Raw genomic sequence first — 23,584 nt, 5'->3', positions numbered from 1 at the left:
AACGGGTTTTCAGGTGCGGGTGGTGCGGGTGGTGTGGGTGGCTTGGGTGCGGCAGTGGGTGAGGGCGGGTTTGAGGCGGGGGCCGGGGGAGGGGGTGGCGGTGAGGAGTTCGCTGAGAAACCGCTGGGCATCGGTTCGGCCTTGACCTACGATCGCGCGAATGATCACTCATGGAGCGATACTCGACACCGCCCTCGCCCGGATCACCGCTGGTTACGTGTTCCCCGAGAAGACGGCGGCCATGGAAGTGGCGATCCGGAACCGGCTGGCGGAAGGCGCTTATGAGGGCCTGGACGAGCGGGGGCTGTGCGAGCGGGTCACGGAGGACTTGCAGGGGGTGTGTCCGGACAAGCACCTGCGGCTGCTGTGGAGCGAGGAGCCGCAGTCGATGGACGAGGAGCCGGAGGACGTCGCCCGGGCCCGGTTCGAGCGGTACGCCCGGGAGAAGAACTACGGCATCCGGCGGGCAGAGCAGCTCGACGGCAACATCGGCTACCTCGATCTGCGCATGATTCCCCCGGCCGGGGTGGGCGGTCCCGCGATCGCCGCCGCGATGCAACTGGTCGCTTCCACCGAGGCGTTGGTCATCGACCTGCGGCAGTGCAGCGGCGGTTCACCGGAGGGTGTGCAGCTGTGGTGCAGCTACTTCTTCGCTGACGACGAGGTGCACCTCAACGACATCTACGACCGGGCTACCGACTCCACCCGCCAGTACTGGACCCTCGGGCACCTCGCCGCGCCGCGCTATTCGGACCGTCCGGTGGCGGTGCTGACCAGCGACTTCACGTTCTCCGGTGGGGAGGAGCTGTCGTACAACCTGAAGGTGCTCAAGCGTGCGACGCTGGTCGGGCAGACGACGCGTGGTGGCGCCCACCCGACGGCCCGTATTCCTGTCGCGCCGCATGTGACGGTGACCGTGCCGGCGGCCCGCTCGATCAACCCGGTCACCGGCACCAACTGGGAGGGCGTTGGCGTGGAGCCGGACGTGGCGGTTGCCGCTGAGGATGCGCTGGAGAAGGCACTGGAACACCTTCGCGCGTAGTCGAGTCCCCCGGCTGCTCAGTCCTGAGCAGCCGGGGGGCCTATGCGAGGCAACTGGTGCGGCGCGGTCACGCTCAAGGCTCAGCCACCACATGGTCCCGCCGCCCCCGTGAGCGGCGGGACCCAAGGGGTGGCGGGACCAGGGGGTGGCGGGACCAGGGGGTGGCGGGTCAGGCGGGGCGGATGCCCGGGTTGCCGGCCTCGGTGACGAAGGAGGCGGCGGTGGTGACGGTGCCGCCGGGGCGGGTGATGTGGGAGACGGCCCGGTAGTCGGCGCGCACCTGGTGGCGGTCCAGGGTGAGCGTGGTGTAGCCGCGCCGCCCGTCGTAGAACTTCATGTGCGGGTTGGCCGACATCAGGTTCTGCCAGTTGGACGGCCGCTCCTCGCCGTCGCCGTCGCTGCTGATCGAGGTGCCGACGAACTCCACGCCCACGGTGCGCGAGTCCGGCTTGTCGAAGTCGCGCTTGACGTCCAGGGCGTAGGCGACGTGGACGTCACCGGTGAGCAGCACCAGGTTCTCCACCCCGGCCCGGTCGACGGCGGCCAGGAAGCGCTCGCGGGCGGCCGGGTAGCCGTCCCAGGCGTCCATGGAGAGCTTGGAGCGCTCGGCGGTGGTGTTCTTGCGGCGGGAGAAGACGACCTGCTGCGGCACGACGTTCCAGGTCGCCCGGGAGCGGCGCAGGCCCTCGGCGAACCAGCGCTCCTGGGCGGCGCCCATCAGGGTGCGCCTGGGGTCCTCGGACTCCGGGGTGGGGTACTGCCAGCCGTCGCCGTTGGCCTGGTCGTCGCGGTACTGGCGGGTGTCGAGGATGTCGAACTGCGCCAGCTGCCCGAAGTGGACGCGCCGGTAGAGGGTGAGCTCGGTGCCGCGCGGCTGCGGCATCCGCAGCGGCATGTTCTCCCAGTACGCGCGGTAGGCGGCGGCGCGGCGGGCGATGAACGGCGCCGGGTCCTGGCCCTTCTCGGGGATGCCGGCCGCGTAGTTGTTCTCCACCTCGTGGTCGTCCCAGGTGACGTACCAGGGGTGGGCGGCGTGCGCGGCCTGGAGGTCGGGGTCGTTCTTGTAGAGGGAGTAGCGCAGCCGGTAGTCCTCCAGCGTGGCCGTCTCGTGGTCGAACAGCGCCGGCAGGGTGCGGTCGGTGTACTTGCGGTCGCCGCCCGCCGCGTCGATGCCGTACTCGTAGATGTAGTCGCCGACGTGGAACACCGCCGCCAGGTCCTCGTCGGCCAGGTGGCGGTAGGCGGTGAAGTAGCCGTCCTCGTAGGCCTGGCAGGACACCAGCCCGAAGCGGACGGCGTCCAGCCTGCGCCCGCGCTCCGGCGCGGTGCGGGTGCGCCCCACGGGGCTGCTCCAGGCGCCGACGGTGAAGCGGTACCAGTACACCCGGTCCGCGTCGAGGCCGTCGACGTCCACGTGCACCGCGTAGTTGAACTCGGCGTGCGCGCGGGCGCTGCCGCGCCGCACCACCTTGCGGAACCGCTCGTCGCGGGCCAGCTCCCAGCCCACCCGCACCGAACCGGTGGGCGGCAGACCGGCGCCGGGCTCCAGCGGGCGCGGCGCCAGGCGGGTCCACAGCACGACGGACTCGGGCAGCGGGTCGCCGGAGGCCACGCCGAGGGTGAACGGGTCGCCGGTGATGGCGCGCGGGCCGAACTCGGCGTCCTCGGCGTGCGCGGACGGCAGGTTGACGGTGAACGCCAGCGCGGCGGCGGCCGAGGTGACGGTGAGGAAGCGGCGCCGGTCCAGCCGCGCGGCGGCCTCGCGCAGCTGCTGGTCGGGGGAGGGGCGGTCGGCAGGGCGGGTCATGGGGTGAAGGCCTTTCGCTGCTCGGCGGTGTGCGAAGGAATTCGAGTGGACCGCGCCGTACGCCAGGGGTCGGAATTCCGGCAGCCGAGTGATCATCTGATGGGGGATCAGTGAAGGTCCGACAAATCCCCCCGGGTGGACGGAAACGGACGCGCGTAGCGTCACCCGCGCGACCGGTCCACTTGGCCGGCGGCCGCAGGCCCTCCCGCCACCGTCCGGGCCCGCCACCGGCCCCGGCCGGCCCGCAGGCCCCGCACCGCGGCCGCCCGGCAAAGCCCCGAACCCGCACGAGGGGACGGCTGCTCCGTACCCGGAACGGGCCGCGCGACGAGATCCACCCCCACTGCACACAGGCGCTGGCAAAGTCAAGAAAAACCACCCGAACGGGGGGGTCCACTTCTACGCCGGAGGGCGGTCGTGATGTACAACACGCTGGCACCCCAAGCGAGTTGACTGATAGGAATCACCCCGGGGGACCCGACCATCAGCTCACACCTCTGGGAGGGAACCATGAAGAACCGCTTCGTACGTCGTGCGGGTGTTGTGGTGGCCGGCCTCGCCGTCCTGACAGTCGGCTTCGGCAGCACGGCGGCCATGGCGGCCGCCCCGGCCCCTGCCCTGGCCCCGGTCGCAGTGGTCCAGAACGTCACGCCCGCCATCACGGCCGTGCAGACCTGGACCTACGTCACCGGCCCGCTGGAGACCACGCTCACCCTCGACACCACCGCCCGCTCCGCGTCCATCGTGGTGTACGCGAACGTGCCGCTCCTCGGCAAGGTCAAGGTCGGCAGCGCCTCCGGCAGCCTGACCGAAGGCATCACCTTCCACCTGGGCCTGTCGCCGTTCGTCAACGGCACGCAGAGGTTCTACCTGGTCGGCGACGACGTGCACCTGTACTACGACTTCGACGCGCTCGGCAAGCACTACACGGGCGACGTCAAGCTCGGCACGCTCCCGCCGTTCTAGCAGCCCCGCTCCACACCTCCGGCGCCGCCCGCCGCCCCCGCGACCCGGGGGCGGCGGGCGGACCCACACCCGCACCAGCCGCCCGGCCCCCGCCACGGCCACCCGCGCGAACGCCGGCCCTACAACTGCTGCGGCAGCCAGCCGTTCTGCACCGCCCGCATCCCGAACTCGAAACGACTGCGCGCACCCAGGCGCTCCATCAGATCCGTCGCCACCCGCCGCGCCGTCCGCGACGACACCCCCAGCCGCTTGGCGATCGCCTCGTCCGTCAGCCCCTGCGCCAGCAACCGCACCACCGTCGCCTCCTGCGCACTGAGCCCGCCCTCGTCCCGCACCGCCGACGGCCCCAGCTCCCGCGCCTGACCCCACACGTGCTCGAACAGCGCGCACAGCGCCACCAGCGTCCCGTGACCGGTCAGCACGACCGCCCCCGCACGGGTGTCCTCCCCGCTCACCGGGATCAGCGCCGTCGCCCGATCGAAGATGATCATCCGGGTCGGCAGCTCCGGCACCGTCCGCACCTCCCCGCCCAGCTCCGCCAACCAGCCCACGTACGCCACCGTCGGCTGGCTGTTGCGCACACTGTCCAGGTACACCGTCCGCATCCGCACCCCCCGGCCCAGCAGATCCCGGTCATGCGGCCGGGACGCCTCGATGCTCTCCGGAGAATGCCCGCCACCCGGCGCGAAGGTCATGATCTCCGCCGTCAGGCCACGGGCCAGCGACGCGATCCGGTCCCGGATCTGGTCCAGGCCCACCAACTGCTCCACCCCCGCGTGCGAGGCGGCCGGCCGCAGATCCGCGTACTCCGCGATCAACTGCGCGGCCGCCGCCCGGGACGCCTCGATCCGCAGCTGCTGCGCCGCCAGATCCGCCTGCTGACGGGCCATCAGCAACTCCATGCCGACCTGCGGCGACACCGCACGCAGCTCGCCCTCCCGCTCGTAGGAGGGCCGGATCAGCGCCAGCTCGCTCAGCAGGTCCAGACAGCGCCGGACCTCCTCCTCGCTGCGCCCGAGCCGCTCCGCCAGCGCCCGCACCCCGTCGCCGGGATGCGCGAGCATGCTGCGGTAGACGCTCTCCGACACGGCATCCAGCCCGAGTGCGGTCAGCATGCCTCGTTACCCCCCGGTGTGTAAGGCCTGAATCGCCAATCGCTGCGTACGCGATCATCGCACGCGAGTGCGAGAGGGGGCCAGCAAGCGGTCCTGGACGGTTCCGGACACCGCCGGAACCGTCCAGGTTGATCCTCTATGCCGGGATGTCGACGGTTCGGCAGAGTCCGTTCCATGTACCTGATTCACGCCGAGATCCAGGCCCCGGCCCCGGCCCCGGCCTCGGGAGCAGCGCTCGCGCCCGACACCGCCGGGGTGCTGCTGGCGAGCGCGCGGCCCCAGGAGCGCATCGAACACGTCGCCGTGCACGAGGGCGCCGGGCCCGGCGCCGTCCTCGGCGTCTACCTGGTCGCCGGCCGGCTGAGCGCCGCCGAGACCGTCGTCGACGCGTTCTGCCGGCGCGCGGTCGAGACCGTCCCCGCGCTGCACGGCTGGACGCTCACCCGCGTCGGAGCCCCGCTCGTCGCGCCGTTCTACGAGCGCCTGCTGGACTGATCCGGCCCGGCTGGACGGATCCGGACGCTGCCGCTTCCGTCCACCGGAGAACCCTTCCACCCGCCCTGAACTGCGACGAAGCTAGTACTCGCCAGCAGGGCCTACCGCCCGGAGGCAAACCGGCCGAGCGTCTACCGCGGGACGCGACACCGGACTCACCGCCACCCGTCCAGTTCTCGAAAGAGGTCAACTCCCATGCTTCGCACCCCGCTCGCCAAGGCCGCCGCGGTCGCCGCCCTCGCCCTCGCCGCCGCCCTGCCGATCGCCGGCCAGGCCTCGGCGAACACCATCTGGGACAGCCCCACTCCCGCCCCCGCCCCGGCCGCCACGACGGCGAACACCATCTGGGACGGCCCCGCCCCCGCGCCGGTCACCGTGACCCCGGCGAACACCATCTGGGACGCCCCGGCCCCCGCGCCGGCCACCGTGACCCCGGCGAACACCATCTGGGACTGACCCGCCCCGCGCCGGCCACCGCCGTGAACACCCTCCGGGACTGACCCGCCCCGCGCCGGCCACCGCCGTGAACACCCTCCGGGACTGACCCGCCCCGCCGCCGCCCGAGGCCACCCGACCGCTGCTCCTGCAGGGCAGCTGTCCGCCTCCGTCCGGGCCACGCCCCCCTCTTCCCGCGCCGGCCCCGGCGCCACCACCCCTTTCACCCTGTCAGGACGTGTCGTCGTGCCCTCCGCGCTCTCCAAGCTCGCCCGCGTCACCCTCGCCGCCTCCATCGCCGCCTCCGGCGCGATAGCCGCCACGGCCGTCACCACCACCGCGGCCCACGCCGCCGCCTCGTCCACCGTCGGCGGCCAGATCACCCGGTCGGAGATCATCTCCCGCGCCCAGTACTGGTTCAACCAGAACCCGGGCCTCACCTACAACCAGGGCGCGACCTTCCCCGACTCCAGCGGCCGCTACTACCGCAAGGACTGCTCCGGCTACGTCTCCATGGCCTGGCACCTGGGCTACAGCGCCACCACCCAGTCCATCGCCACCGACGAGAGCTACGAGATCCCGCGCAGCGACCTGCGCCCCGGGGACGTCCTCAACAGCTTCTACGACCACGTCCTGCTCTTCGAGAAGTGGGACGACCCCGGCCACACGACCTTCTCCTACTACTCCTTCGGCTCCACCCCGGTGAAGCACATCGCCGGCGCCTCCATCAACGCCGCGAAGTTCGACTCGCACCCCAACGGCGACTACAAGGCGCGGCGCTACAAGAACGTCGTCGAGGACGTCAGCACCTCCCCGTCCTCGCTGCCCTCCGGCACGCTGGTCAAGTCCCCGAACGGCGCCTCGGTCAAGGTCATCATCAACGGCGCGGGCCTGCCGGTCGCCGGCTCCGACGTCGCCGCCGACGGCTACGACCTGAGCAAGATCGTCCAGGTCGACGACGGTGCCTTCAACGCCCTGCCCACCGTGCCGCCGCCCGGCACCGTGGTCCACGACCAGGCCGGCGGCTCCTCCCGCTACGTCGTGGTCGGCGGCGCGGCACTGTTCATCTCCGGCGCGGACTGGACCGCCGACGGCTACAACACCCGCGCCGACATGGGCGTCCCGTCCAGCTGGCTGCAGGGCGCGATCAACACCGGCCCGGCCACCGGACTCGTCGTGATGGACCAGTCCGGCACCGACGCCGGCCGCTACGTCGTCGTCAACGGCACCGCCATGCACATCTCCGCCGCCGAGTGGACCGCCGACGGCTACAACACCCAGTCCCTGATGGGCGTGCCCAGCGACTGGCTGAAGGCCGCCATCGCCAAGCCCATGCCCAACGGCACCGTCCTGATGGACCAGTCCGGCACCGACCCCAGCCGCTACGTCGTCGTCAACGGCGCCGCCGTGCACATCTCCGCCTCCGAGTGGACCGCCGACGGCTACAACCTCCAGTCCCTGATGGGCGTGCCCGGCGAGTGGCTCAACACCACGGCCAAGAAGACCGTCCCGGACGGCACCCTGATCAAGGGCCAGGCCGGCACCGACCCGTCGATCTACGTGATGGCCAACAACTCCGCACTGCCGATGACCAGCGCCGAGTTCACCACCGTCTACGCCAACCAGCCGGTCCTGGGCGTCCCGGAGGAATGGGAGGCCGCCGAGGTCGCCCGCCCGCTCGCCAACGGCACCCTGATCACCGACGCCGCCGGCACCGACTCCACCGTCTACGTGATGGCCGGCGGCCTGGCCGTCCCGCTCACCTACGCCGACTTCACCGGCTACGGCTACGACAAGCTGCCGCTGCGCGGCGTCCCCGGCAGCTGGGAGCAGTCGGCCGCCGCCAAGAGCGCCCCCGCCGACGGCACCCTGCTCCAGTCCTCCGACGGCCCCACCGTCTGGCAGGTCGTCAACGGCGGCAGCAAGAAGGCGGCCGCACCCGGCTCCTACAACGCCGCCGACGTGGTGAAGGTCCCGACCGCGCTGACCGCCAAGCTCCCCACCGTCGCCTGACGCACCCACCCCGCCAGGGCGGCCCGGCCACCGCAGGCCGGGCCGCCCCGCGCCCGCACGCACCGCACCTGCACACACGTACCGCGCCCGCACGCACCCGCTCGTCCGACCAGCCAACCCGCATCTGCCCAGGGGGACTTCCGTCATGACCGCCGCCGCCCGCAAGACACCGGCCCTCGCCGCCGCCACCGTGCTGCTCGCCCTCGCCGCCCCGCTCGCCCTCGGCGGCCAGGCCTCCGCGGCCTCGGTGTCCACCTGGGACAAGGTCGCCCAGTGCGAGAGCGGCGGCAACTGGAGCATCGACACCAACAACGGCTACTTCGGCGGCCTCCAGTTCTCCCAGAGCACCTGGCTCGCCTACGGCGGCAGCCAGTACGCCCCCTACGCCAACCGGGCGACCAAGCAGCAGCAGATCCTGATCGCCGAGAAGGTCCTCGCCGGGCAGGGCCAGGGCGCCTGGCCGCACTGCGGCCCGGCGGCCAACCTGGGCGCCGACCACGCCAACCCCTACCCGGCCGGCACCTCCTACCCCGACCCGGCGTCGCTGCCCACCGGCACGCTCGTCAAGTCGCCCAACGGCTCCTCGGTCAAGATCCTGATCAGCGGCGCCGGCCTGCCCGTCACCGGCTCCGACGTCGCCCCCGACGGCTACGACCTGAGCAAGATCGTCCTGGTGGACGACGCCCGCTTCAACGCCCTGCCCACCACCCCGCCCGAGGGCACCGTCGTCCACGACCAGGCCGGCGGCTCCTCCCGCTACGTCGTCGTCGCCGGCGCGGCGCTGACCATCTCCGGCGCGGACTGGACGGCGGCCGGCTACAACACCCGCCCCGACATGGGCGTCCCCACCGCCTGGCTGCAGAACGCGCTCACCAACACCCTCCCGACCGGCCTCGTCGTCCACGACCAGGCCGGCGGCAACGCCCGCTACGTCGTCGTCTCCGGCGCCGCCCTGCCCATCTCCGGCGCCGAATGGACCGCCGACGGCTACAACACCCGCGCCGACATGGGCGTCCCCGGCGCCTGGCTCACCTCCGCCACCCAGGCCACCGTCCCGAACGGCACCGTCGTCAACGGCCAGGCCGGTACCGACCCGTCGATGTACGTCATGGTCAACGGCACCGCCCTGCACATCTCCGGCAGCGAGTGGACCGCCGACGGCTACAACACCAAGACCCTGATGGGCGTGCCCGAGGCCTGGCTGCAGGGCGCCGTCGCCAAGCCCCTGAGGAACGGCACGGTCCTCACCGGCGCCGCCGGCACCGACTCCACCGTCTACGTGATGGCCGGCGGCCTGGCGGTCTCCCTGACCTACGCCGACTTCACCGCCATGGGCTACGACAAGCAGCCGCTCATGGGCGTCCCCGGCACCTGGCTGGGCGCGGCCGCCGCCAAGAGCGCCCCCGCCGACGGCACCCTGCTGCTCTCGCCCGACAGCCCCACCGTCTGGCTGGTCGCGGGCGGCGGCAAGAAGGCCCTCACCGCAGCCGACTTCGGCCCCGGCAAGTACAGCCCCGCCGACGTGGTCAACGTCCCGACCGCGCTGACCGCCAAGCTCCCGACCGCCACCGCGTAACCCCGGCCCCCGACCACCCCGAGCCGCCCGGCCACACCCGCCGGGCGGCTCGGGCGCGCCCCGGAGACGCCCGAAACCCGCGTGCCCCACCGGACACCGCTCCGGTAGCCTGCAGACCATGTCGAGCCCCGAGGCATCCAGGGTGGGGGCTTTCGGTCACGCGCCGTCAGCCCCCTGAACCCCCGAGCCGCGCACCCCGCCCTCCCGCCGCACCCCGCGGCCGGACGGGCACGCCCTCAGGCCCCGGGCGCTGACCGCGGTGACGAGACGCCGACCTCCCGCGCATCTCCTCACTCCGGAGCCCTCAGATGTCCCCGACACGCCCGATGCCCCTCCCGCTGTACCTCCTCGCCCTGGCCGTCTTCGCCATGGGCACCTCCGAGTTCATGCTCGCCGGCCTCCTGCCCGACCTCGCCGCCGACCTCGGCGTGAGCGTCGGGGCGGCCGGCCTGCTCGGCCCCGCCTTCGCCGCCGGAATGGCCCTCGGCGCCCCACTGATGGCCGCCCTCGCCCGCACCTGGCCCGCCCGCACCAGCCTCCTCGGCCTCCTCCTCGCCTTCGCCGCCGCCCACGCCGCGGGCGCCATCACCACCAGCCTCCCGCTCCTGTGCGCCACCCGCGTCGCCGCCGCCCTCGCCTGCGCAGGCTTCCTCGCCGTCGCCCTGACCACCGCCGCCACCCTGGTCGCCCCCGACCGCAAGGGCCGCGCCCTGGCCGTCCTGCTCTCCGGCACCACGCTCGCCACCATCGCCGGCGTCCCGGCAGGCGCCGCCCTCGGCACCCTGCTCGGCTGGCGCGCCACCTTCTGGGCCGTCGTCGCCCTCTGCCTGCCCGCCGCCGCCGGCCTCCTGCGCGGCATCCCGGCCGCACCCGCCCCACACGACAGCGCCCCGCATGACACCGCCCCGCATGACACCGCCGAACCGGCGCTGCGCACCGAACTCGCCCAACTGCGCCGCCCCCGTCTGCTCCTGGTCATGGCGCTCGGCGCCCTGGTGAACGCCGCGACCTTCGCCGGCTTCACCTTCCTCGCCCCCGTCGTCACCGACACCGCCGAACTGGGCCGGCTCTGGATCCCCGTCGCCCTGGTGCTCTTCGGCGCCGGCTCCCTGCTCGGCGTCACCACCGCCGGACGCCTCGCCGACCACCGCCCCCGCCTGCTCCTCGCGGCCGGCGGCCCGCTGCTGCTCGCCGGCTGGCCCGCCCTCGCCGTCCTGGCCGAGGAGCCGGCCGCGCTGCTGGCCCTGGTGTTCGTGCAGGGCGCGCTGTCGTTCGCACTGGGCACCACCCTGATCACCCGGGTCCTCTACGAGGCGGCCGCCGCCCCCACCATGGCCGGCTCGTACGCGACCGCGGCCCTCAACGTCGGCGCCGCCACCGGACCGCTGGTCGCCGCCCCCACCCTGGGATCCAGCGCCGGGCCGCTGGGCCCACTGTGGGCGAGCGCCCTGCTCGTCCTGCTCGCGCTGTTCGCCGCTGTCCCGCTGCGCGGGGTGCTCGCCCCCCGCCACGGCGGTGCGTAACAGGCCCCGGGCCGCACCTCGCGGCAGCTGCGCCGTGGGGAGTCGGCGTGGCCGACTCCCCACGGCGGCCGTACGCCCCGTCGGTGGGCACGGCCCCGGCGCGGCACCATCCGTGTACGCCCCTTCACGTCCTGCCGTGAGCCGGTGATGCCTCCCCGCGCCCCCGTTGCGTCCGCCGGGGCACCGGCGCGTCGACGCCGGCGGGCGCGGGCCGACCCCCTTGACTTGGGGGGCGGGGCGCCCCGGACCGGTTCCGCCGTGTGTGCGCCCCGCGCCCGCCGGTTCGGAGAGGACGGCCTTGAAGGTTCTGACGCACAACGTGATGTTCCTGTCCTGGCTGACGCAGAAGAGCGAGGGCGACTGGAACAACGCGGCGCGCTCGCGGCTGATCGCCGAGTCCGCGTACGTCGCGGACCACGACGTGCTGGTCTTCCAGGAACTCTTCGACCCCGGCCCCTCCGAGGAACTGATGCAGGGCCTGGAGGGCCGGGGGTACCGCCACCGCACGCCGGTGGTCGGGGTGGACGAGTCGGGCTGGGCCGCCACGCACGGCCGGCAGATCTCCCCGCTGCACGCCCGCGGCGGGGTCGCGATCGTCAGCAGGTGGCCCATCCTGCGGATGGAGCAGTACGTCTACGAGGTGGCCTGCGGCTGGGACGCCGAGGCCGCCAAGGGCTTCGCCTACGCCGTACTGGAGGTCACCGGCCGGCGCGTGCACGTGGTGGGCACCCACCTGCAGTCCGACGACGGCGCCTGCCTGACCGGCCAGGCGAGGATCATGCGCCGCTCCCAGCTGCGCGACATCGACGTCTTCCTGACGGACCGCCGCATCCCGGCGCACGAGCCGGTGATCGTCGCCGGGGACTTCAACACCGACCGCCACTCGCCCGACTTCCAGGACGTCCTGGGCTTCGGGAACCTCCAGGAGGCGGGCCCCCGGACCGGCTGGAAGTACTCCTTCGACACCATCGCCAACGACGCCGCCCTGCACCGCCACCCGGCCGACCCCGCCGAGGATACGGACCACGTCCTGCTTCGCAAGGGCCACGCCCCGCCGTGCGACGCCTGGACGAGCGAGGTCCTGAAGACCGCCTCGCCGAGCTGGGAGGCGGGCGGCCGGGCCTTCACCGACTACAGCGACCACTACCCGGTGACCGCGGGCCGCTGAGCCCGGGCCGGCCCCCGGACGGCCGCCCGCGGACCGGCACGCCCGCCCGGCAAGCGCGAGCCGTCCGACAGGAGGAGCGGATATGAGCTACTCGGCACCACAGCAGTTCGGCGAACTCACCTTCGTCTTCAGCACCGGCGAGACCAGACCGCCCGAGGGCTACCACGCCCTGTGCAGCGTCATCCCCGACAACGCCCCGATGACCTGGGTGAGGGGGAGCACCGCCGGCTCGGCCGCGCTGGCCGAGCCCAAGCAGTGGCGCAAGGTCACCGACTCCGACGGGGTGCTGCGCGGCCTGGTGCCGGTGGCCCCTCCCGGGTACCGGGCGCTGAGCGCGCTGTGGTCCTCGGACACGGTCCACGGGCCCCGTGACGTCCTGCGCGACCTCGGCGGCGCGGCCTTCGTCGCCCAGGGCGACCTGCGCTGCGTGAAGGAGGAGATCGGCGGACGCCCCTACGTGGCCGTCGGCGCCTGGCGCGGGCGCGGCGGCCTGGAGATCCCCGAGACCGTCCGCCCCGAGACGATCCCCGGCGGCACGGGCTGCCTGCTGACCCCCGGCATCGCGACCTGGATCTCCTACTTCGACGGCGACTACGAGGGGGAGGACCCCGGCGACGTCCACGTGCTGGACGTGCCGATGCGGCAGGTCCGGCAGGGGACGGCGAAGGGCCCGGCCGTCACGGACGGAGGCGACGTGCCCGAGCGGACCGAGCCGGTCGTCGACCGGGAGGTGGTCCTCCCGTGCACCGCCGTCCTCGACCGGGGCGCGTCCACGGAGTGGATCCTGCGCAACTCGCCGACGTACACGGTGCGGCGCAAGCGGTTCTACACCCGGGTCGCGGTCACCGACCTGCGGGAGGACCCGGGCCCGGGCACGGTCGGCGCCACCGTCCCGTGGGGGGTGGACGAGGCGCAGGCGCAGGCCTGCCGCGAAGCCGTCGGCCTGTCCGTGGGGTTCGAGGCGGGCGTCGAGACCGAGGGCTTCGGCGCCAGGGCGGGCGCCTCCCTCAGCCGCGAACTCGGCTACGACAGCACGCGTTTCGTCGCCGCCATGACCCGGGAGCGGCAGGAGGTCCGCGCCCCCGCGCCGGGCCTGCACCTCACCGCGCTGTACGTCGAGAGCCACCGCATCGAGGTCGTCCGCAACGACCCGGACCACACGCTCCCCTCGGACCGGGCGGGCCTGACGTTCAACGCCCACGCGTCCTGGACGGCGCCCACCTACCCGCCGCGCCCGGCCCGCTGAGGGGCCGGCGCCCCGCGGCGGCCGGCCCCGCTGCGCACCAGCCGGTGCGCCCCGACCGCCGTTGTCACCGCGCCGTTGACTGTTCATCAGATCTTGCGAACTCGTGGTCGTCGGCTGGTTGGGCCGGCCGGGCGGTGGCTACGCTCGGCCGTGTCGTCCGATGGGGGGCGGCACCCGTCGCGTGCCGCACGCGCCCGGCCCTCGTGGCCCTCGGGCGTCGGAGCGGAGCACGCGCGGGCGGTTCCCACGGGAGTGGATCATGAGCTCTGTTGGTCGCAAGACCGTCGCGGTGATGGCCGCGGCCTTGGCCTCGCTGGGCGCGGGGAGCGCGGTCACCGCGTCCGCGGCCGCCTCGCCGGCCCCGCCGTGCAGCGGGGCGGAGTGCCCCAGCCTCAAGCCGACCAGGCTCTCGGCCAGTCAGGCGAGCCTGAACGTCACCCAGATGCAGCTGGAGAACATCCACGCGATGGCCTCGGACGCGGTGACCGGGGAGCCCATCCGAGGCGCCCGGATCGTGTTCGCCACCGTGGGCGGCCGGACGCTGGGCGCGGCCTACACCGACTACGACGGCATCGCGGCGATCACCGCCCCCGAGAACCTGGGCCCCGGCACCCTCCAGGAACTGCTGGGCGGCTACGAGGCCGCGATGGTCGGCGACGGCGTCCACGCCCCGGCCGGCGCCCACGGGGCCATCACCATCGGCACCGACCAGGGCCCCGGCGTCCCGGGCAACCCGTGTGCCGTGTGCAGCGACCGCGGGCTCAAGCAGGACGTGGTCCCCGTGGACTGGAGCCGGTAGGGGCGCGGGTGCGGCACCGGCCGGTGCGGCCCCGGGCGTGAGCGCGCCCGGGGCCGCGGGACGACGAGAGGGCGGGACACCATGACGGAGCCGGACACCAGGACAGGGCCGGGCACCGTGACGGAGCCGGACACCAGGACAGAGCCGGACATCATGACAGGGCCGCACACCGTGACGGAGCAGCCGTCGCCGGTGAGCACGGACGCGATCTGGCGGCTCCCGGTGACGGTCTGCCGCATCACCGGGCTCCTGGGCGAGCGGACGGCCGGCGCCCTGCTGGAACGCGCCGTCGCGCTCGCCCGCGCCGGCGACGCGTTGCAGCCCTCCCTGATCGGGGACCGGGAGCTGGTCCCCGGCTTCCGCCGCTCCCGTTCGTGCCGGGAGTTCGCCGCGCCCGAACTGCTGGCGGCCATCGACGAGGTGCTGGAGGCGGTCGAGCACACCCTGGGCGTCTCCTGCCGCAACACCGAGCCCGACTACACCCTCAACGTGCACAACGACGGCGACTTCTACCGGCCGCACCAGGACACCAGCGCCGAGTTCTCCCCCCGGCGCCTGCTCACCTTCGTCTACTACCTGCACGGCACGCCCCGGCCGTTCGGCGGCGGCGCACTGCGCGTGTTCGACGCCGCCCTGCCGCTGTACGGCGGGACGACGGGCGAGTGGGAGAAGCGCACCTGGCGGGACTGGGAGCCCGAGCACGACAGCATCGTGTTCTTCCGCCCCACCGCCTGGCACGAGGTGCGCCCGGTGAGGTGCCCGTCCCGGCGGCCCGAGGACAGCCGCTTCGCCGTCAACGGCTGGCTGTGCAGCCCCGATCCGGCGCGCCGGGGGAGCGGGGCGCTCTGACGGGGCTGCGCCCTCAGTCCTTCAGCATCACCAGCGGCAGGCCTCCGTTGCTCCACGCGCCGCCCGTCTCGTCGACCTGGTAGCGGTCGGCCTCCAGGTCGGCGGCAAAGGCCTCCAGGAACTCCCGCAGGCCGGCGGCCTCGTAGCCGGCCCGCCAGCCCTCGTGCGACCAGTCGATGATCTGGCCGCGGCGCTGCGGGGCGGGCGGGTCCAGGTCGATGCAGATCACGTCGCCGTTGCCGATGCCGATGAAGGGGATCCACCCGGCGGACCAGGCGACGTCCCGGCGGATCACGCCGTCCTCCTCCCGCTCGTCCCAGGGCGGATCCCCGGCGTCGGCGGACCGCTCGCGCCAGTCGTCCACCATCGCGTCGAGCGAGTGGAGCTCGGTGTGCAGACCGATCAGGACCCCCGGCAGGCCGTCGTGGCAGCGGTAGGAGTCCCGGACGTCCGGCGGGAGTTCCACCCCCATCGCGGCCTCCGCCGCCCGGATCTGCTCGTCGGTGGCGCCGGGCGGCATCGCGGCCGCCAACCTCGGGGCGATCCGCCCGAGCACGGCCTCGATCCGCGCCCACAGCTGCTGCATCGGGAACTCCCCTCCGTTGTGACGAGGACCGGAACGTAGCACCCGTCACCGACAGTCGGTCGGCGGGCCCGGGGCCCGGGGCCCGGGGCTGATTGTCGGAGCCTCCTGGTAGGAAGGGGCTGATCGTCAGCCGACCGACCGCCGACGCGTGGTCACCGAAGGAGGCCCGGATGCCCGTGGAGGACACCGCCGTGCGCGAGGACGTCATGACGGCCGGGGAGGGCCTGCGGATCTACCCCGACCCGGCGGACGTCTTCGTCGCCGACCAGGCCGAGCTGGCCCGGCACCTGCACCCGCTGGTCTCGATCGACCTGGCCCGGGTCAACCCCGCCTGGCAGGGGTGGATCCACCTGCTGAGCCCGCTGGAGCCGTCGGAGGGCCTCATCGGTGACCACACCTCGGCCTTCCACACGGGGCTCCAGGCCCCGAACTGGCTCGGCTTCACGCTGGAGGGCGACCGCTTCCGCCTGGCCGGCGACCTGCGCTACTTCGCCCGGGCGGCGGGCCCGGACGAAGTCCCCGACCCCTGGCCCGGGTTCCACACCGGCCTCGCCGAGCACTGCGAACGCCAGGAGCACAGCTACCGGGCGCACCGCGACAGCTTCCGCCGCGAGGGCAGGCTCGTCCTGCTCGGCGACGACGGCCTGCCGCACCCCGGCCGCACCGGCGAGATGGCCCTCCTGGACCAGCTCGGCGGCTACGCCGACTCCGCCGGCAACTGGATCGAGACCGACCTGTTCCCGCTCGACTACGACGGCGACCGCACCTGGCCCGTCGGCCCCTCCGGCCGCCGCTTCGAGTTCGTGGCGGCGGTGCCCGGCTGGCACTACCGCGGCAGCGGCGCCGACTGGATCATGCTGTTCTTCGAACCCGTCGACCGCCTCGCCCTGTTGACCTTCGACTGGAGCTGAGGCGCAGCGATGCCAGCGGACGACCGACCGGGCGGCCGAGGCGGCCAGCGCGGCCAGAGCGGTCAAGGTGCGGCAGGCGCCCGAGCGGCGGCGCAGGACTTCTTCGACGCGATGCGCCGGTGGGAGGAGTGGATGGCCTCTTGCCGGCACGACACCACGGGCGACGAGCAACTGGCGGCGGTGAAGGCGGTGTTCGCCAGGCACCTGGCGGCCAGGGCGCTGGCCCGGCACCAGTCGCGCTACGACCTGCTGTGCTTCGGCACGCCGCCGGAGTTCGAGGCGCCGATCCTGCGCGTCGAACAGGAGACGCCGGGCAGGTGCTGGGTGTACGTACCGGAAGGGTTGATCGGCGGCGAGGCCCGCTACGCGATGGTGCGCGAGGGCGGTGCGTGGAAGGCCGCGTTCAAGGAGACCGACGTCGCCCTGACGGGCCGGTGGAGGAGGTGGCCGGATCTCTGACACCCGACCGGATCTCTGACACCCGACCGGGCCGGCCGCTCAGGCGCGGCAGCGCAGCAGTTCCAGCGGCGGGTTGGCGAGGAGGTCGGCCCAGAAGTCCTCGCCGAACTCGCGTAGGCCGGCCTCGGACACCTGTAGCGGGACCCACTCGGCGTCGCTGAACCCGGCCGCCCGCAGGCACTGCTCGTAGACCTCGCGGCGCGGGGCCGCGCCCACGATGCTGATCGGCTGCGGGTCGAGGAGGGCCGTGACCCGCACCCGCGGCCCCGTCTCGCTCTCCTCGCCGGTCGGTTCGCAGCGGAACCCGTACGTGTCCAGGGACGGGCAGTCGAACCGGTAGTCGGGCTTCTGGGCGAGCACGAAGAACTCCCCGCCCGGCACCAGGCCCCGGTGGATGTTGCGGCACATCCGCTCCATCGCCGCGACGTCCTCGGCGTAGTTGAGGCACTGCACTCCCAGCGCGATGTCGAACTTCCGGTCGAAGAGCCGCAGTTCGGCCACGTCGCCGACCTCGTAGCGCATACCCAGCGGGTCGCGCCGCTCGATCGTGCGCGCGGCGGTGACCATCTCGGCGGAGATGTCGACGCCGAGGACGTCGGTGGCGCCGCGCCGCTTGAACTCCCTGCTGTAGAAGCCGGTGCCGCACGCCAGGTCGAGGACCGACCGGCCGTCCACGTCCCCGACCAGGCCCAGGAAGCTCGGCACCTCCCCGTAGCGGATCAACGGCAGGGACTTGAACCCCTCGAACGCCTCGCCGATCCCGTCGTACTGCTGCACGCCCACGTGCCGCCCCTCCTGTGTGCCGCCCGCCGGGTCGCGGCCGTGGCGGAAAGTCTCCTCCGCCCCGCCGGGCCGCCGTACTGGCAGATGGCACAAAGAAGTTGGCCGGTGAATCGGGGGCGAACCCTCCTATCGCCCAACACCGCTCTTCGGGGACGGGGAAACGCCGTCGAAGGGCCATTCGAGTGACGTCCCGCGTCCTCGCGTGTCCGAACGGCCACACTGGCAGCGCTGAGGAAGCCCGCCGTTCAAAGGAGACGAGTCCGTGAAGAGCCTCGGAAGGACGCTGGTCACCGTCGGTGCCGCTGCGGTTCTGTGCATCGCAGTCCCGGCCAACGCCCAAGCCGCGGAGGGGACTTTCACCTACATCAGCAACAACCAGGAGCACACGCTGGAGAACCCCGAGGGCGACCGGTGCTACGACCTCGGCCGCCGCGTCACCGAGCTGTACAACGACACCGACGCGGAGGCGGCCGTCTACCTCGGCGCCGGCTGCCGGGACGAGATCAAGACCATCAGGTCGGGTGGTTCGAGCACCCAGAGCGGCATCGGCTCGGTCAGTTTCACCGACGACGAGTAGCCGGCGCACCCGGCGGCGGGGCGGCCCGTCCGTCCGACGTGATCGTGAAGGGCTCGGACCAGTTGCCGGAATCACCGGACAGGACGACCCGGTAGTCGTCTCCAGGGGGGACGTCCGGCACGGTCACCTCCATCCGTCCCAGCAGGATGTCGAAGTCACTGGCGAGGACCCGGTCGAGGAGGGTGACGCCGCCCGCGCGCAAGGCGATGGACCCCGTGCGGTTGGTGATCTGCGCCGGCGGATCCGAGACGTCCCAGGTGACTTCGACCCGCTCGCCGACCCGCCAGACCGTCCCCGCGCGAGGGGAGAGAACGCGCGGCACGTAGACGTCGCGCCGGGACGTGCGCTCGGCGGAGTGGGCGGCCACCGCCGGACCGGTGGCCTGTGCCTGTGCCTGTGCCGGCACCGTGGCGAGCAGGCTCGGCATCGCGGCGGCGGCCAGTGCCACCACGCCCAGGACGGGTCCGTTCCAGATCCTCATGGCCTCAGTGTCTCGGTTCGGCCCGGAGTGAGCGCACGGACGGGCGCCGCTTCCCTCGATCGGGGGAACGGCCGTCGGTGACGGACGGCCCGTGAGGGGGGCGTGGCCCGAGGTCCGAGGGCGGCAAGCGGCCCGTCAGCCGCGTGACGGGGCGTGCGGTGCGGGCGCCACGGCCCCTTTCCCGGTGCAGGTCGGTCGCCTACGGTGGGTCACCCCGAAGACGAGGAACGGAGGTTCCCTGTGGCGGACGAGGTGACGACGCAGTACCGCAGCTACGCCTGGGAGGACGAGCACGGCGTCAAGTACGTGGCCGCCTACCCGGGCGACGAGGAGGCCGACGAGGAGCGCAAGGCCGAGCTGCGGGCGTTGGGCGCCCGCGTGTCGGCGGACCTGGTGGCCGAACAGGAGGCCGAGCGGGAAGCCCAGCGGGAAGCCCAGCGGCCGAGGGCCGGGCGGGTGGCCGGGCGTGCAGGGCCGGCGCTGCGGCTGATCCGTGGTGAAGGCTCGTCCTGAGTGCGTGACCGGGCCCGCCGGCGCGCAGAGCGCCGGCAGGGCGGCCGGAGTGGGAAGTCGGCCGGGCCGACTTCCCACTCCGCGGTCGTCGGGGTGGTCTTCTCCCGGGCGGGGCCGCCGGGCGCGACCCGCTTCAGGCCGGGCCGTCGGGGGTGTGGTCGAAGGTGTGGGCCCGGTGTCGGGCGAGGTCGCCGAAGGAGCGGGCGGCGGCGCTCTGGTAGGCGGTGTCCCGGCGGAGCAGGGCGACGGCGCGCGAGGGGAGCGGCGGGTCGACCGGGACGGAGCGCAGGTGGGGGTGTTCGCGGGTGGTGGCGTCGGGTAGCACGGTGGCGAGGCCGGTGCGTTGGACGATCGCGACGAGCGCGCTGACGGAATTGGCCTCGATGGCGATCCGCGGCCGGACCCGGTGGTCGGAGAGGAACCGGTCGATGTGCTGCCGGGTCGCGAAGTCACCGCTGAGCAGGGCGAGTTGCTGGTCGCCCAGTTCGCGGACCGGGAGCGGGCCCGAGTGGGCCGCGTACGGGTGGTCGGAGGCGACGACGAGGCCGAGGCGCTCGGTGAACAGGGTGGTGGCGGTGATGGCCGGCAGGTGCGCTCCGCCGAAGGCGATGCCGAGGTCGAGCTGGTCGGCGGCCAGCTCGGACTCGATGCGTTCCTGTGCCATCTCGCGGACGTCCAGGCTGATCCCGGGGTGGCGCGCGTGGAAGTCCCCGATGAGCGGCCCGGTCAGGTAGGCGGTGAAGGTCGGGGTCACGGCCAGGCGCAGGGTGCCGCGTGAGAGGTCCTTGACGTCCCGCACCGCGCGCTCGGCCGCCGCGAGGTCGCGCAGGGCCCGGCGCGCGTAGTGGGCGTAGGCCTGGCCGGCGTCGGTGAGGCGCACGGTGCGCCCGGAGCGGTCGAGGAGCTGCACGTGCAGCGAGCTCTCCAACTGCTTGATCTGCTGCGAGAGGGTCGGCTGCGAGACGTGCAGGGCTTCGGCGGCGCGGGTGAAGTTGGCGTGCTCGGCCACGGCGAGCAGGTACCGGAGGTGGCGCAGTTCCATGAGCCAACTATAGGCAGTGCTGATGGCAATGATGGCTACCGCGTCTTGGACACTATAGGACCAGGTCATGCATCGTTGAGGTCATCGGCAGGCACCAACGGTCGTCGAAGAAGGAGTGACCTCATGAACGAGATGGCGCAGGGTTTCCAGCGGTTCAGCCGGGAGGTGTTCCCGACCCGGGCGGCACTGTTCAAGAGGCTCGCCACCACCCATCAGCCGACCGCGCTGTTCATCGGCTGCTCGGATGCCCGGGTCGTGCCGGAGCTGATCACCCAGACCGATCCGGGCGAGCTGTTCGTCATCCGTACCGCCGGCAACCTCGTGCCCCCGTACACCCGGGGCGCGGACGGTGTCGCGGCGAGCATCGAGTACGCGGTCGGCGTGCTCGGGGTCACGGACGTGATCGTCTGCGGGCACTCCGCGTGCGGCGCGATGACCGCCCTCGCCTCCGGCGGCGACCTCACCGGCCTGCCCGCCGTCGCCACCTGGCTGCACCACGCGGACGTCGCCAAGGCCCGCACCGACGCGGCCGAGCACCCGGCCGGCGCGGAGCGGGTCGCCGCCCTGGTGAAGGACAACGTCCTCGCCCAGCTGGCCAACCTGAAGACCCACCCGTCGGTGGCCAAGGCCCTGGTGCAGGGCAGGGTGACCCTGCACGGCTGGGTCTACGACATCGGATCCGGCTCCGCCGAGACGCTCGACACCGACAGCGGACGGTTCGTCGCCCTGGCGGGCTGACCACCGCGTCCCCTCCGACCACTCCCTCCCACCATCCCCAGACCAGGTCCGGGCACCCGCCCCGGACCCCATCCCCGAAAGGCCCACCCCATGGTGCACGCGCAGTTCGACCAGACCGCCCGTCAGCAGCTCGCCCTGGAGGTCGTCGACGCCAAGACCCGCAAGGACCTCACCTGGCAGGAGCTCGCCGACACGACCGGCCTGTCCGTCGCCTTCGTCACCGCCGCCCTGCTCGGCCAGCACGCCCTGCCCGCCGACGCGGCCAAGGCCGTCACCGAGCTCCTGGGCCTGGACGAGGACGCGGCCCGGCTGCTCCAGACCATCCCGCTGCGCGGCAGCATCCCCGGCGGCATCCCCACCGACCCGACCATCTACCGCTTCTACGAGATGCTCCAGGTCTACGGCACCACCCTCAAGGCCCTGGTCCACGAGCAGCTCGGCGACGGCATCATCAGCGCCATCAACTTCAAGCTCGACGTCAAGACCGTCGAGGACCCCGAGGGCGGCCACCGCGCCGTCATCACCCTGGACGGCAAGTACCTGCCCACCAAGCCGTTCTGATCCCCGGGCGGGCCGGGGTGGACCCGACAGGTCCCCCGGCCCGCCGCCCCACCCCCGACCAGCAGGGAACCGCCACCGTGGACTTCGCCCAGCACACCATCGACCTCGCCCGCCGCAACGTCGCCGAAGGCGGGCGCCCGTTCGCCACCGTCATCGTCAAGGACGGCGAGATCCTCGCCGAGAGTCCGAACAAGGTCGCCCAGACCGGCGACCCCACCGCGCACGCCGAGATCCTCGCCATCCGCGACGCCTGCACGAGGCTCGGCACCGAGCACCTGACCGGCACCACCATCTACGTCCTCGCCCACCCCTGCCCGATGTGCCTGGGCTCGCTCTACTACTGCAGCCCTGACGAGGTCGTCTTCCTCACCACCCGCGACGACTACGAACCGCACTACGTCGACGACCGCAAGTACTTCGAACTCGCCACCTTCTACACCGAGTTCGCCAAGAACTGGGACGAGCGCCGGCTGCCGATGCGCTACCTGCCCAGCGACGCGGCCATCGACGTCTACCGGGCGTGGCGCGAGCGCAACGGCGGCGAACGCCGCGTCGCCGGCGCGCCCGTCGCGGCCTGACGAGGGCGCACGCGATGCCCGAGCCGATCGAGAAGGCCGCGTGGATCCGGCTGGAGAACGGCCGGGTCCTCGCCGCAGTCGGCTTCCTCCTCCGCAGGCCACGGGTCAGTTCGCCGAGAGGCGGGTCTACCGGGCGTCGAACTCGTCGGCGCGGACTGCGGTGACGAAGGCCTGCCAGGCGGGGGAGGGGAAGAGGAGGGCGGGCCCGTCGGGGTCCTTGGAGTCGCGGACGGGCTGCACGCCGATGAAGCCGTCGGCTACCTCGATGCACTGACCGCCACTGCCGCTGTGCGAACTCTTGCGCCAGGTGGTGTCCATCGCGGTTGCCTCCTGTGGGTGGAGTGGGAAGTCGGTGGGGATGACTTCCCACTCCGGCGTCAGATAGGCCTAGTTGGAGTCGAACTCGCCGGTACGGGTGGCGGTGACGAAGGCCTGCCAGGCGGCGGAGGAGAAGAGAAGGGCCGGGCCCTCGGGGTCCTTGGAGTCGCGGACGGGCATGAGGCCGGTGAAGCCGTCGGCGACCTCGACGCAGCCGTTCTGCCCGCCGCTGTACGTGCTTTTACGCCAGCCGGCGCTAGCCAGGTCAACGTCCATCCTCATAGTCCTTCCGTACCGCACGGATCATCTTCACGGATGCGGCCTGATTCAGTGCCCCGATCTGCAGCCGATCGTAGTCCCTGGCTAGCGGAAGGACAGCGTTGATATCGCGGTCGAGGTACCCGCGCAGCTCGGTTTCTGTGTATCCGAGCAGTTTGCGGTCCGGCATGGTCAGCAACGTCACGTGTGAGCTGAAAGGCCGGTCCTCACCCAAAGAATACGGGGCTACCTGGAGGAGGATGTTCGGGTTTGCGGCCAACTCATCGAGGTGCCGCAGTTGTTCGATCATCACCTCTGTTCCTCCGACAGTCCGACGCAGGCAACTCTCGTCGAGAACCGCATGAAGGAGAGGCGGAGGGGTGCGGTTCAGGAATTGCTGGCGCGTCATGAGGAAGTTCACTCGCTCCTCGGCCTGCTCGGGGGTGGCGTTGCCACGCCGGACGTTGCCCGCTTCCCAAGCGCTGGCGTAGGCAGGGGTTTGCAGCAGGCCAGACACGATGTCGATCGAGAACAGCCTGACCTCGGCGGCACGGTTCTCGTAGTTGGCGTACTCGGGGAAGCCCGGGACCAGGGCAGTGTGCTTGAGCTGCCAGTACATCAGCAGCAGGGTCCCGCCGGTCTGCAGGACTTCGTCGGCCTTGGTAGCAAACTTCTCACTCGGCGGTCGCTGCGCAAGTTCGACGAACGAGACGTAGGACGGGTGGACTCCGATCTTGCGCGCGAG

27 protein-coding genes are annotated in these 23,584 nt (G+C 72.7%); 18 read left to right on the top strand and 9 right to left on the bottom strand.

Annotated features, from left to right (window positions below):
- Positions 1 to 160 precede the first annotated feature (160 nt).
- Positions 161 to 1,042, top strand: coding sequence for a S41 family peptidase (locus ACIP37_RS35185; protein WP_363623969.1), 882 nt, complete (start codon positions 161 to 163; stop codon positions 1,040 to 1,042).
- Positions 1,043 to 1,211: 169 nt separating this feature from the next.
- Here the strand turns inward: ACIP37_RS35185 and ACIP37_RS35180 are convergent, their stop codons facing one another.
- Entirely contained in the window at positions 1,212 to 2,849 is a 1,638-nt protein-coding gene (locus tag ACIP37_RS35180; RefSeq protein ID WP_400810421.1) for an alkaline phosphatase D family protein, read from the bottom strand.
- Positions 2,850 to 3,359: 510 nt separating this feature from the next.
- On the opposite strand from ACIP37_RS35180, the gene ACIP37_RS35175 reads away from it, so the two are divergent.
- Positions 3,360 to 3,815: a hypothetical protein gene (locus ACIP37_RS35175; RefSeq protein ID WP_363587849.1), complete on the top strand. Its 456-nt coding sequence runs from the start codon at positions 3,360 to 3,362 to the stop codon at positions 3,813 to 3,815.
- Between the two features lie 119 nt (positions 3,816 to 3,934).
- Here ACIP37_RS35175 and ACIP37_RS35170 read toward each other — a convergent pair whose 3' ends face one another.
- Complete coding sequence (locus ACIP37_RS35170) at positions 3,935 to 4,930, bottom strand: helix-turn-helix transcriptional regulator (RefSeq protein WP_363632442.1); 996 nt, start codon at positions 4,928 to 4,930, stop codon at positions 3,935 to 3,937.
- Between the two features lie 174 nt (positions 4,931 to 5,104).
- On the opposite strand from ACIP37_RS35170, the gene ACIP37_RS35165 reads away from it, so the two are divergent.
- The 9 genes from ACIP37_RS35165 to ACIP37_RS35125 all read left to right on the top strand — a co-directional run bounded on the left by ACIP37_RS35165 (position 5,105) and on the right by ACIP37_RS35125 (position 15,034).
- The gene (locus ACIP37_RS35165) at positions 5,105 to 5,425 is read left to right on the top strand and encodes a hypothetical protein (protein ID WP_400810418.1); all 321 of its coding nucleotides are present in this window, start codon (positions 5,105 to 5,107) and stop codon (positions 5,423 to 5,425) included.
- 195 nt (positions 5,426 to 5,620) lie between these two features.
- Positions 5,621 to 5,881: a hypothetical protein gene (locus tag ACIP37_RS35160; protein ID WP_400810417.1), complete on the top strand. Its 261-nt coding sequence runs from the start codon at positions 5,621 to 5,623 to the stop codon at positions 5,879 to 5,881.
- A gap of 225 nt (positions 5,882 to 6,106) precedes the next feature.
- Positions 6,107 to 7,873, top strand: a complete 1,767-nt coding sequence (locus ACIP37_RS35155; protein ID WP_400810415.1) for a hypothetical protein — start codon at positions 6,107 to 6,109, stop codon at positions 7,871 to 7,873.
- Positions 7,874 to 8,018: 145 nt separating this feature from the next.
- The gene (locus ACIP37_RS35150; RefSeq protein WP_400810413.1) at positions 8,019 to 9,449 is read left to right on the top strand and encodes a transglycosylase family protein; all 1,431 of its coding nucleotides are present in this window, start codon (positions 8,019 to 8,021) and stop codon (positions 9,447 to 9,449) included.
- Positions 9,450 to 9,775: 326 nt separating this feature from the next.
- A complete protein-coding gene (locus ACIP37_RS35145) occupies positions 9,776 to 10,972 on the top strand; it encodes a Cmx/CmrA family chloramphenicol efflux MFS transporter (RefSeq protein ID WP_400810534.1) in 1,197 nt (398 codons plus the stop codon).
- 298 nt (positions 10,973 to 11,270) lie between these two features.
- Positions 11,271 to 12,140, top strand: coding sequence for a sphingomyelin phosphodiesterase (locus ACIP37_RS35140; RefSeq protein ID WP_400810411.1), 870 nt, complete (start codon positions 11,271 to 11,273; stop codon positions 12,138 to 12,140).
- An 82-nt stretch (positions 12,141 to 12,222) separates the two neighbouring features.
- Positions 12,223 to 13,386 carry a hypothetical protein gene (locus ACIP37_RS35135; RefSeq protein ID WP_400810409.1) on the top strand — a complete coding sequence of 388 codons (1,164 nt, stop codon included), beginning with the start codon at positions 12,223 to 12,225 and terminating at the stop codon, positions 13,384 to 13,386.
- 259 nt (positions 13,387 to 13,645) lie between these two features.
- Positions 13,646 to 14,185 carry a hypothetical protein gene (locus ACIP37_RS35130; RefSeq protein ID WP_363587833.1) on the top strand — a complete coding sequence of 180 codons (540 nt, stop codon included), beginning with the start codon at positions 13,646 to 13,648 and terminating at the stop codon, positions 14,183 to 14,185.
- An 81-nt stretch (positions 14,186 to 14,266) separates the two neighbouring features.
- Positions 14,267 to 15,034 (top strand): 2OG-Fe(II) oxygenase, encoded by a 768-nt coding sequence (locus ACIP37_RS35125; RefSeq protein WP_363632453.1) that lies wholly within the window; start codon positions 14,267 to 14,269, stop codon positions 15,032 to 15,034.
- Between the two features lie 13 nt (positions 15,035 to 15,047).
- Here ACIP37_RS35125 and ACIP37_RS35120 read toward each other — a convergent pair whose 3' ends face one another.
- A complete protein-coding gene (locus ACIP37_RS35120; RefSeq protein WP_400476453.1) occupies positions 15,048 to 15,620 on the bottom strand; it encodes an SMI1/KNR4 family protein in 573 nt (190 codons plus the stop codon).
- Between the two features lie 170 nt (positions 15,621 to 15,790).
- On the opposite strand from ACIP37_RS35120, the gene ACIP37_RS35115 reads away from it, so the two are divergent.
- Together ACIP37_RS35115 and ACIP37_RS35110 are read left to right on the top strand one after the other, a co-directional pair.
- Entirely contained in the window at positions 15,791 to 16,531 is a 741-nt protein-coding gene (locus ACIP37_RS35115; protein WP_400810405.1) for a hypothetical protein, read from the top strand.
- Between the two features lie 9 nt (positions 16,532 to 16,540).
- On the top strand, positions 16,541 to 16,990 hold the full coding sequence (locus tag ACIP37_RS35110; RefSeq protein WP_400810403.1) for a hypothetical protein: 450 nt from the start codon (positions 16,541 to 16,543) through the stop codon (positions 16,988 to 16,990).
- 39 nt (positions 16,991 to 17,029) lie between these two features.
- Here the strand turns inward: ACIP37_RS35110 and ACIP37_RS35105 are convergent, their stop codons facing one another.
- Positions 17,030 to 17,773 carry a class I SAM-dependent methyltransferase gene (locus ACIP37_RS35105; RefSeq protein ID WP_400845182.1) on the bottom strand — a complete coding sequence of 248 codons (744 nt, stop codon included), beginning with the start codon at positions 17,771 to 17,773 and terminating at the stop codon, positions 17,030 to 17,032.
- A 262-nt stretch (positions 17,774 to 18,035) separates the two neighbouring features.
- Between ACIP37_RS35105 and ACIP37_RS35100 the strand changes: the two genes are divergently transcribed.
- Entirely contained in the window at positions 18,036 to 18,350 is a 315-nt protein-coding gene (locus ACIP37_RS35100; protein WP_363632461.1) for a hypothetical protein, read from the top strand.
- Here ACIP37_RS35100 and ACIP37_RS35095 read toward each other — a convergent pair.
- Positions 18,334 to 18,831: a GPI anchored serine-threonine rich family protein gene (locus ACIP37_RS35095; protein ID WP_400845177.1), complete on the bottom strand. Its 498-nt coding sequence runs from the start codon at positions 18,829 to 18,831 to the stop codon at positions 18,334 to 18,336. The genes ACIP37_RS35100 and ACIP37_RS35095 overlap by 17 nt on opposite strands.
- A gap of 240 nt (positions 18,832 to 19,071) precedes the next feature.
- On the opposite strand from ACIP37_RS35095, the gene ACIP37_RS35090 reads away from it, so the two are divergent.
- Positions 19,072 to 19,344, top strand: a complete 273-nt coding sequence (locus ACIP37_RS35090; RefSeq protein ID WP_363623997.1) for a hypothetical protein — start codon at positions 19,072 to 19,074, stop codon at positions 19,342 to 19,344.
- Between the two features lie 133 nt (positions 19,345 to 19,477).
- On the opposite strand, the gene cynR is transcribed toward ACIP37_RS35090, so the two are convergent.
- On the bottom strand, positions 19,478 to 20,386 hold the full coding sequence (cynR, locus tag ACIP37_RS35085; RefSeq protein WP_363630916.1) for a transcriptional regulator CynR: 909 nt from the start codon (positions 20,384 to 20,386) through the stop codon (positions 19,478 to 19,480).
- Between the two features lie 123 nt (positions 20,387 to 20,509).
- Here cynR and ACIP37_RS35080 point away from each other — a divergent pair, with 123 nt between their 5' ends.
- The 3 genes from ACIP37_RS35080 to ACIP37_RS35070 all read left to right on the top strand — a co-directional run bounded on the left by ACIP37_RS35080 (position 20,510) and on the right by ACIP37_RS35070 (position 22,263).
- A complete protein-coding gene (locus ACIP37_RS35080) occupies positions 20,510 to 21,124 on the top strand; it encodes a carbonic anhydrase (RefSeq protein WP_363587813.1) in 615 nt (204 codons plus the stop codon).
- A 90-nt stretch (positions 21,125 to 21,214) separates the two neighbouring features.
- The gene (gene cynS, locus ACIP37_RS35075; RefSeq protein WP_350881326.1) at positions 21,215 to 21,685 is read left to right on the top strand and encodes a cyanase; all 471 of its coding nucleotides are present in this window, start codon (positions 21,215 to 21,217) and stop codon (positions 21,683 to 21,685) included.
- A gap of 77 nt (positions 21,686 to 21,762) precedes the next feature.
- Positions 21,763 to 22,263 (top strand): nucleoside deaminase, encoded by a 501-nt coding sequence (locus tag ACIP37_RS35070; protein ID WP_363587894.1) that lies wholly within the window; start codon positions 21,763 to 21,765, stop codon positions 22,261 to 22,263.
- A gap of 126 nt (positions 22,264 to 22,389) precedes the next feature.
- On the opposite strand, the gene ACIP37_RS35065 is transcribed toward ACIP37_RS35070, so the two are convergent.
- The 3 genes from ACIP37_RS35065 to ACIP37_RS35055 all read right to left on the bottom strand — a co-directional run.
- Entirely contained in the window at positions 22,390 to 22,581 is a 192-nt protein-coding gene (locus ACIP37_RS35065; RefSeq protein ID WP_400845173.1) for a DUF397 domain-containing protein, read from the bottom strand.
- Between the two features lie 69 nt (positions 22,582 to 22,650).
- On the bottom strand, positions 22,651 to 22,857 hold the full coding sequence (locus tag ACIP37_RS35060) for a DUF397 domain-containing protein (RefSeq protein ID WP_400334527.1): 207 nt from the start codon (positions 22,855 to 22,857) through the stop codon (positions 22,651 to 22,653).
- Positions 22,847 to 23,584: helix-turn-helix transcriptional regulator (locus ACIP37_RS35055; RefSeq protein WP_400845170.1), on the bottom strand; the 738-nt coding region annotated here is incomplete at its 5' end. The genes ACIP37_RS35055 and ACIP37_RS35060, both read right to left, overlap by 11 nt.

The organism is Kitasatospora sp. NPDC088861 (assembly GCF_044750105.1).
Lineage (GTDB): Bacteria > Actinomycetota > Actinomycetes > Streptomycetales > Streptomycetaceae > Kitasatospora.
The sequence above is the reverse complement of the archived record's forward strand: the minus strand, read 5'-3'. Positions and strand labels throughout refer to the sequence as shown.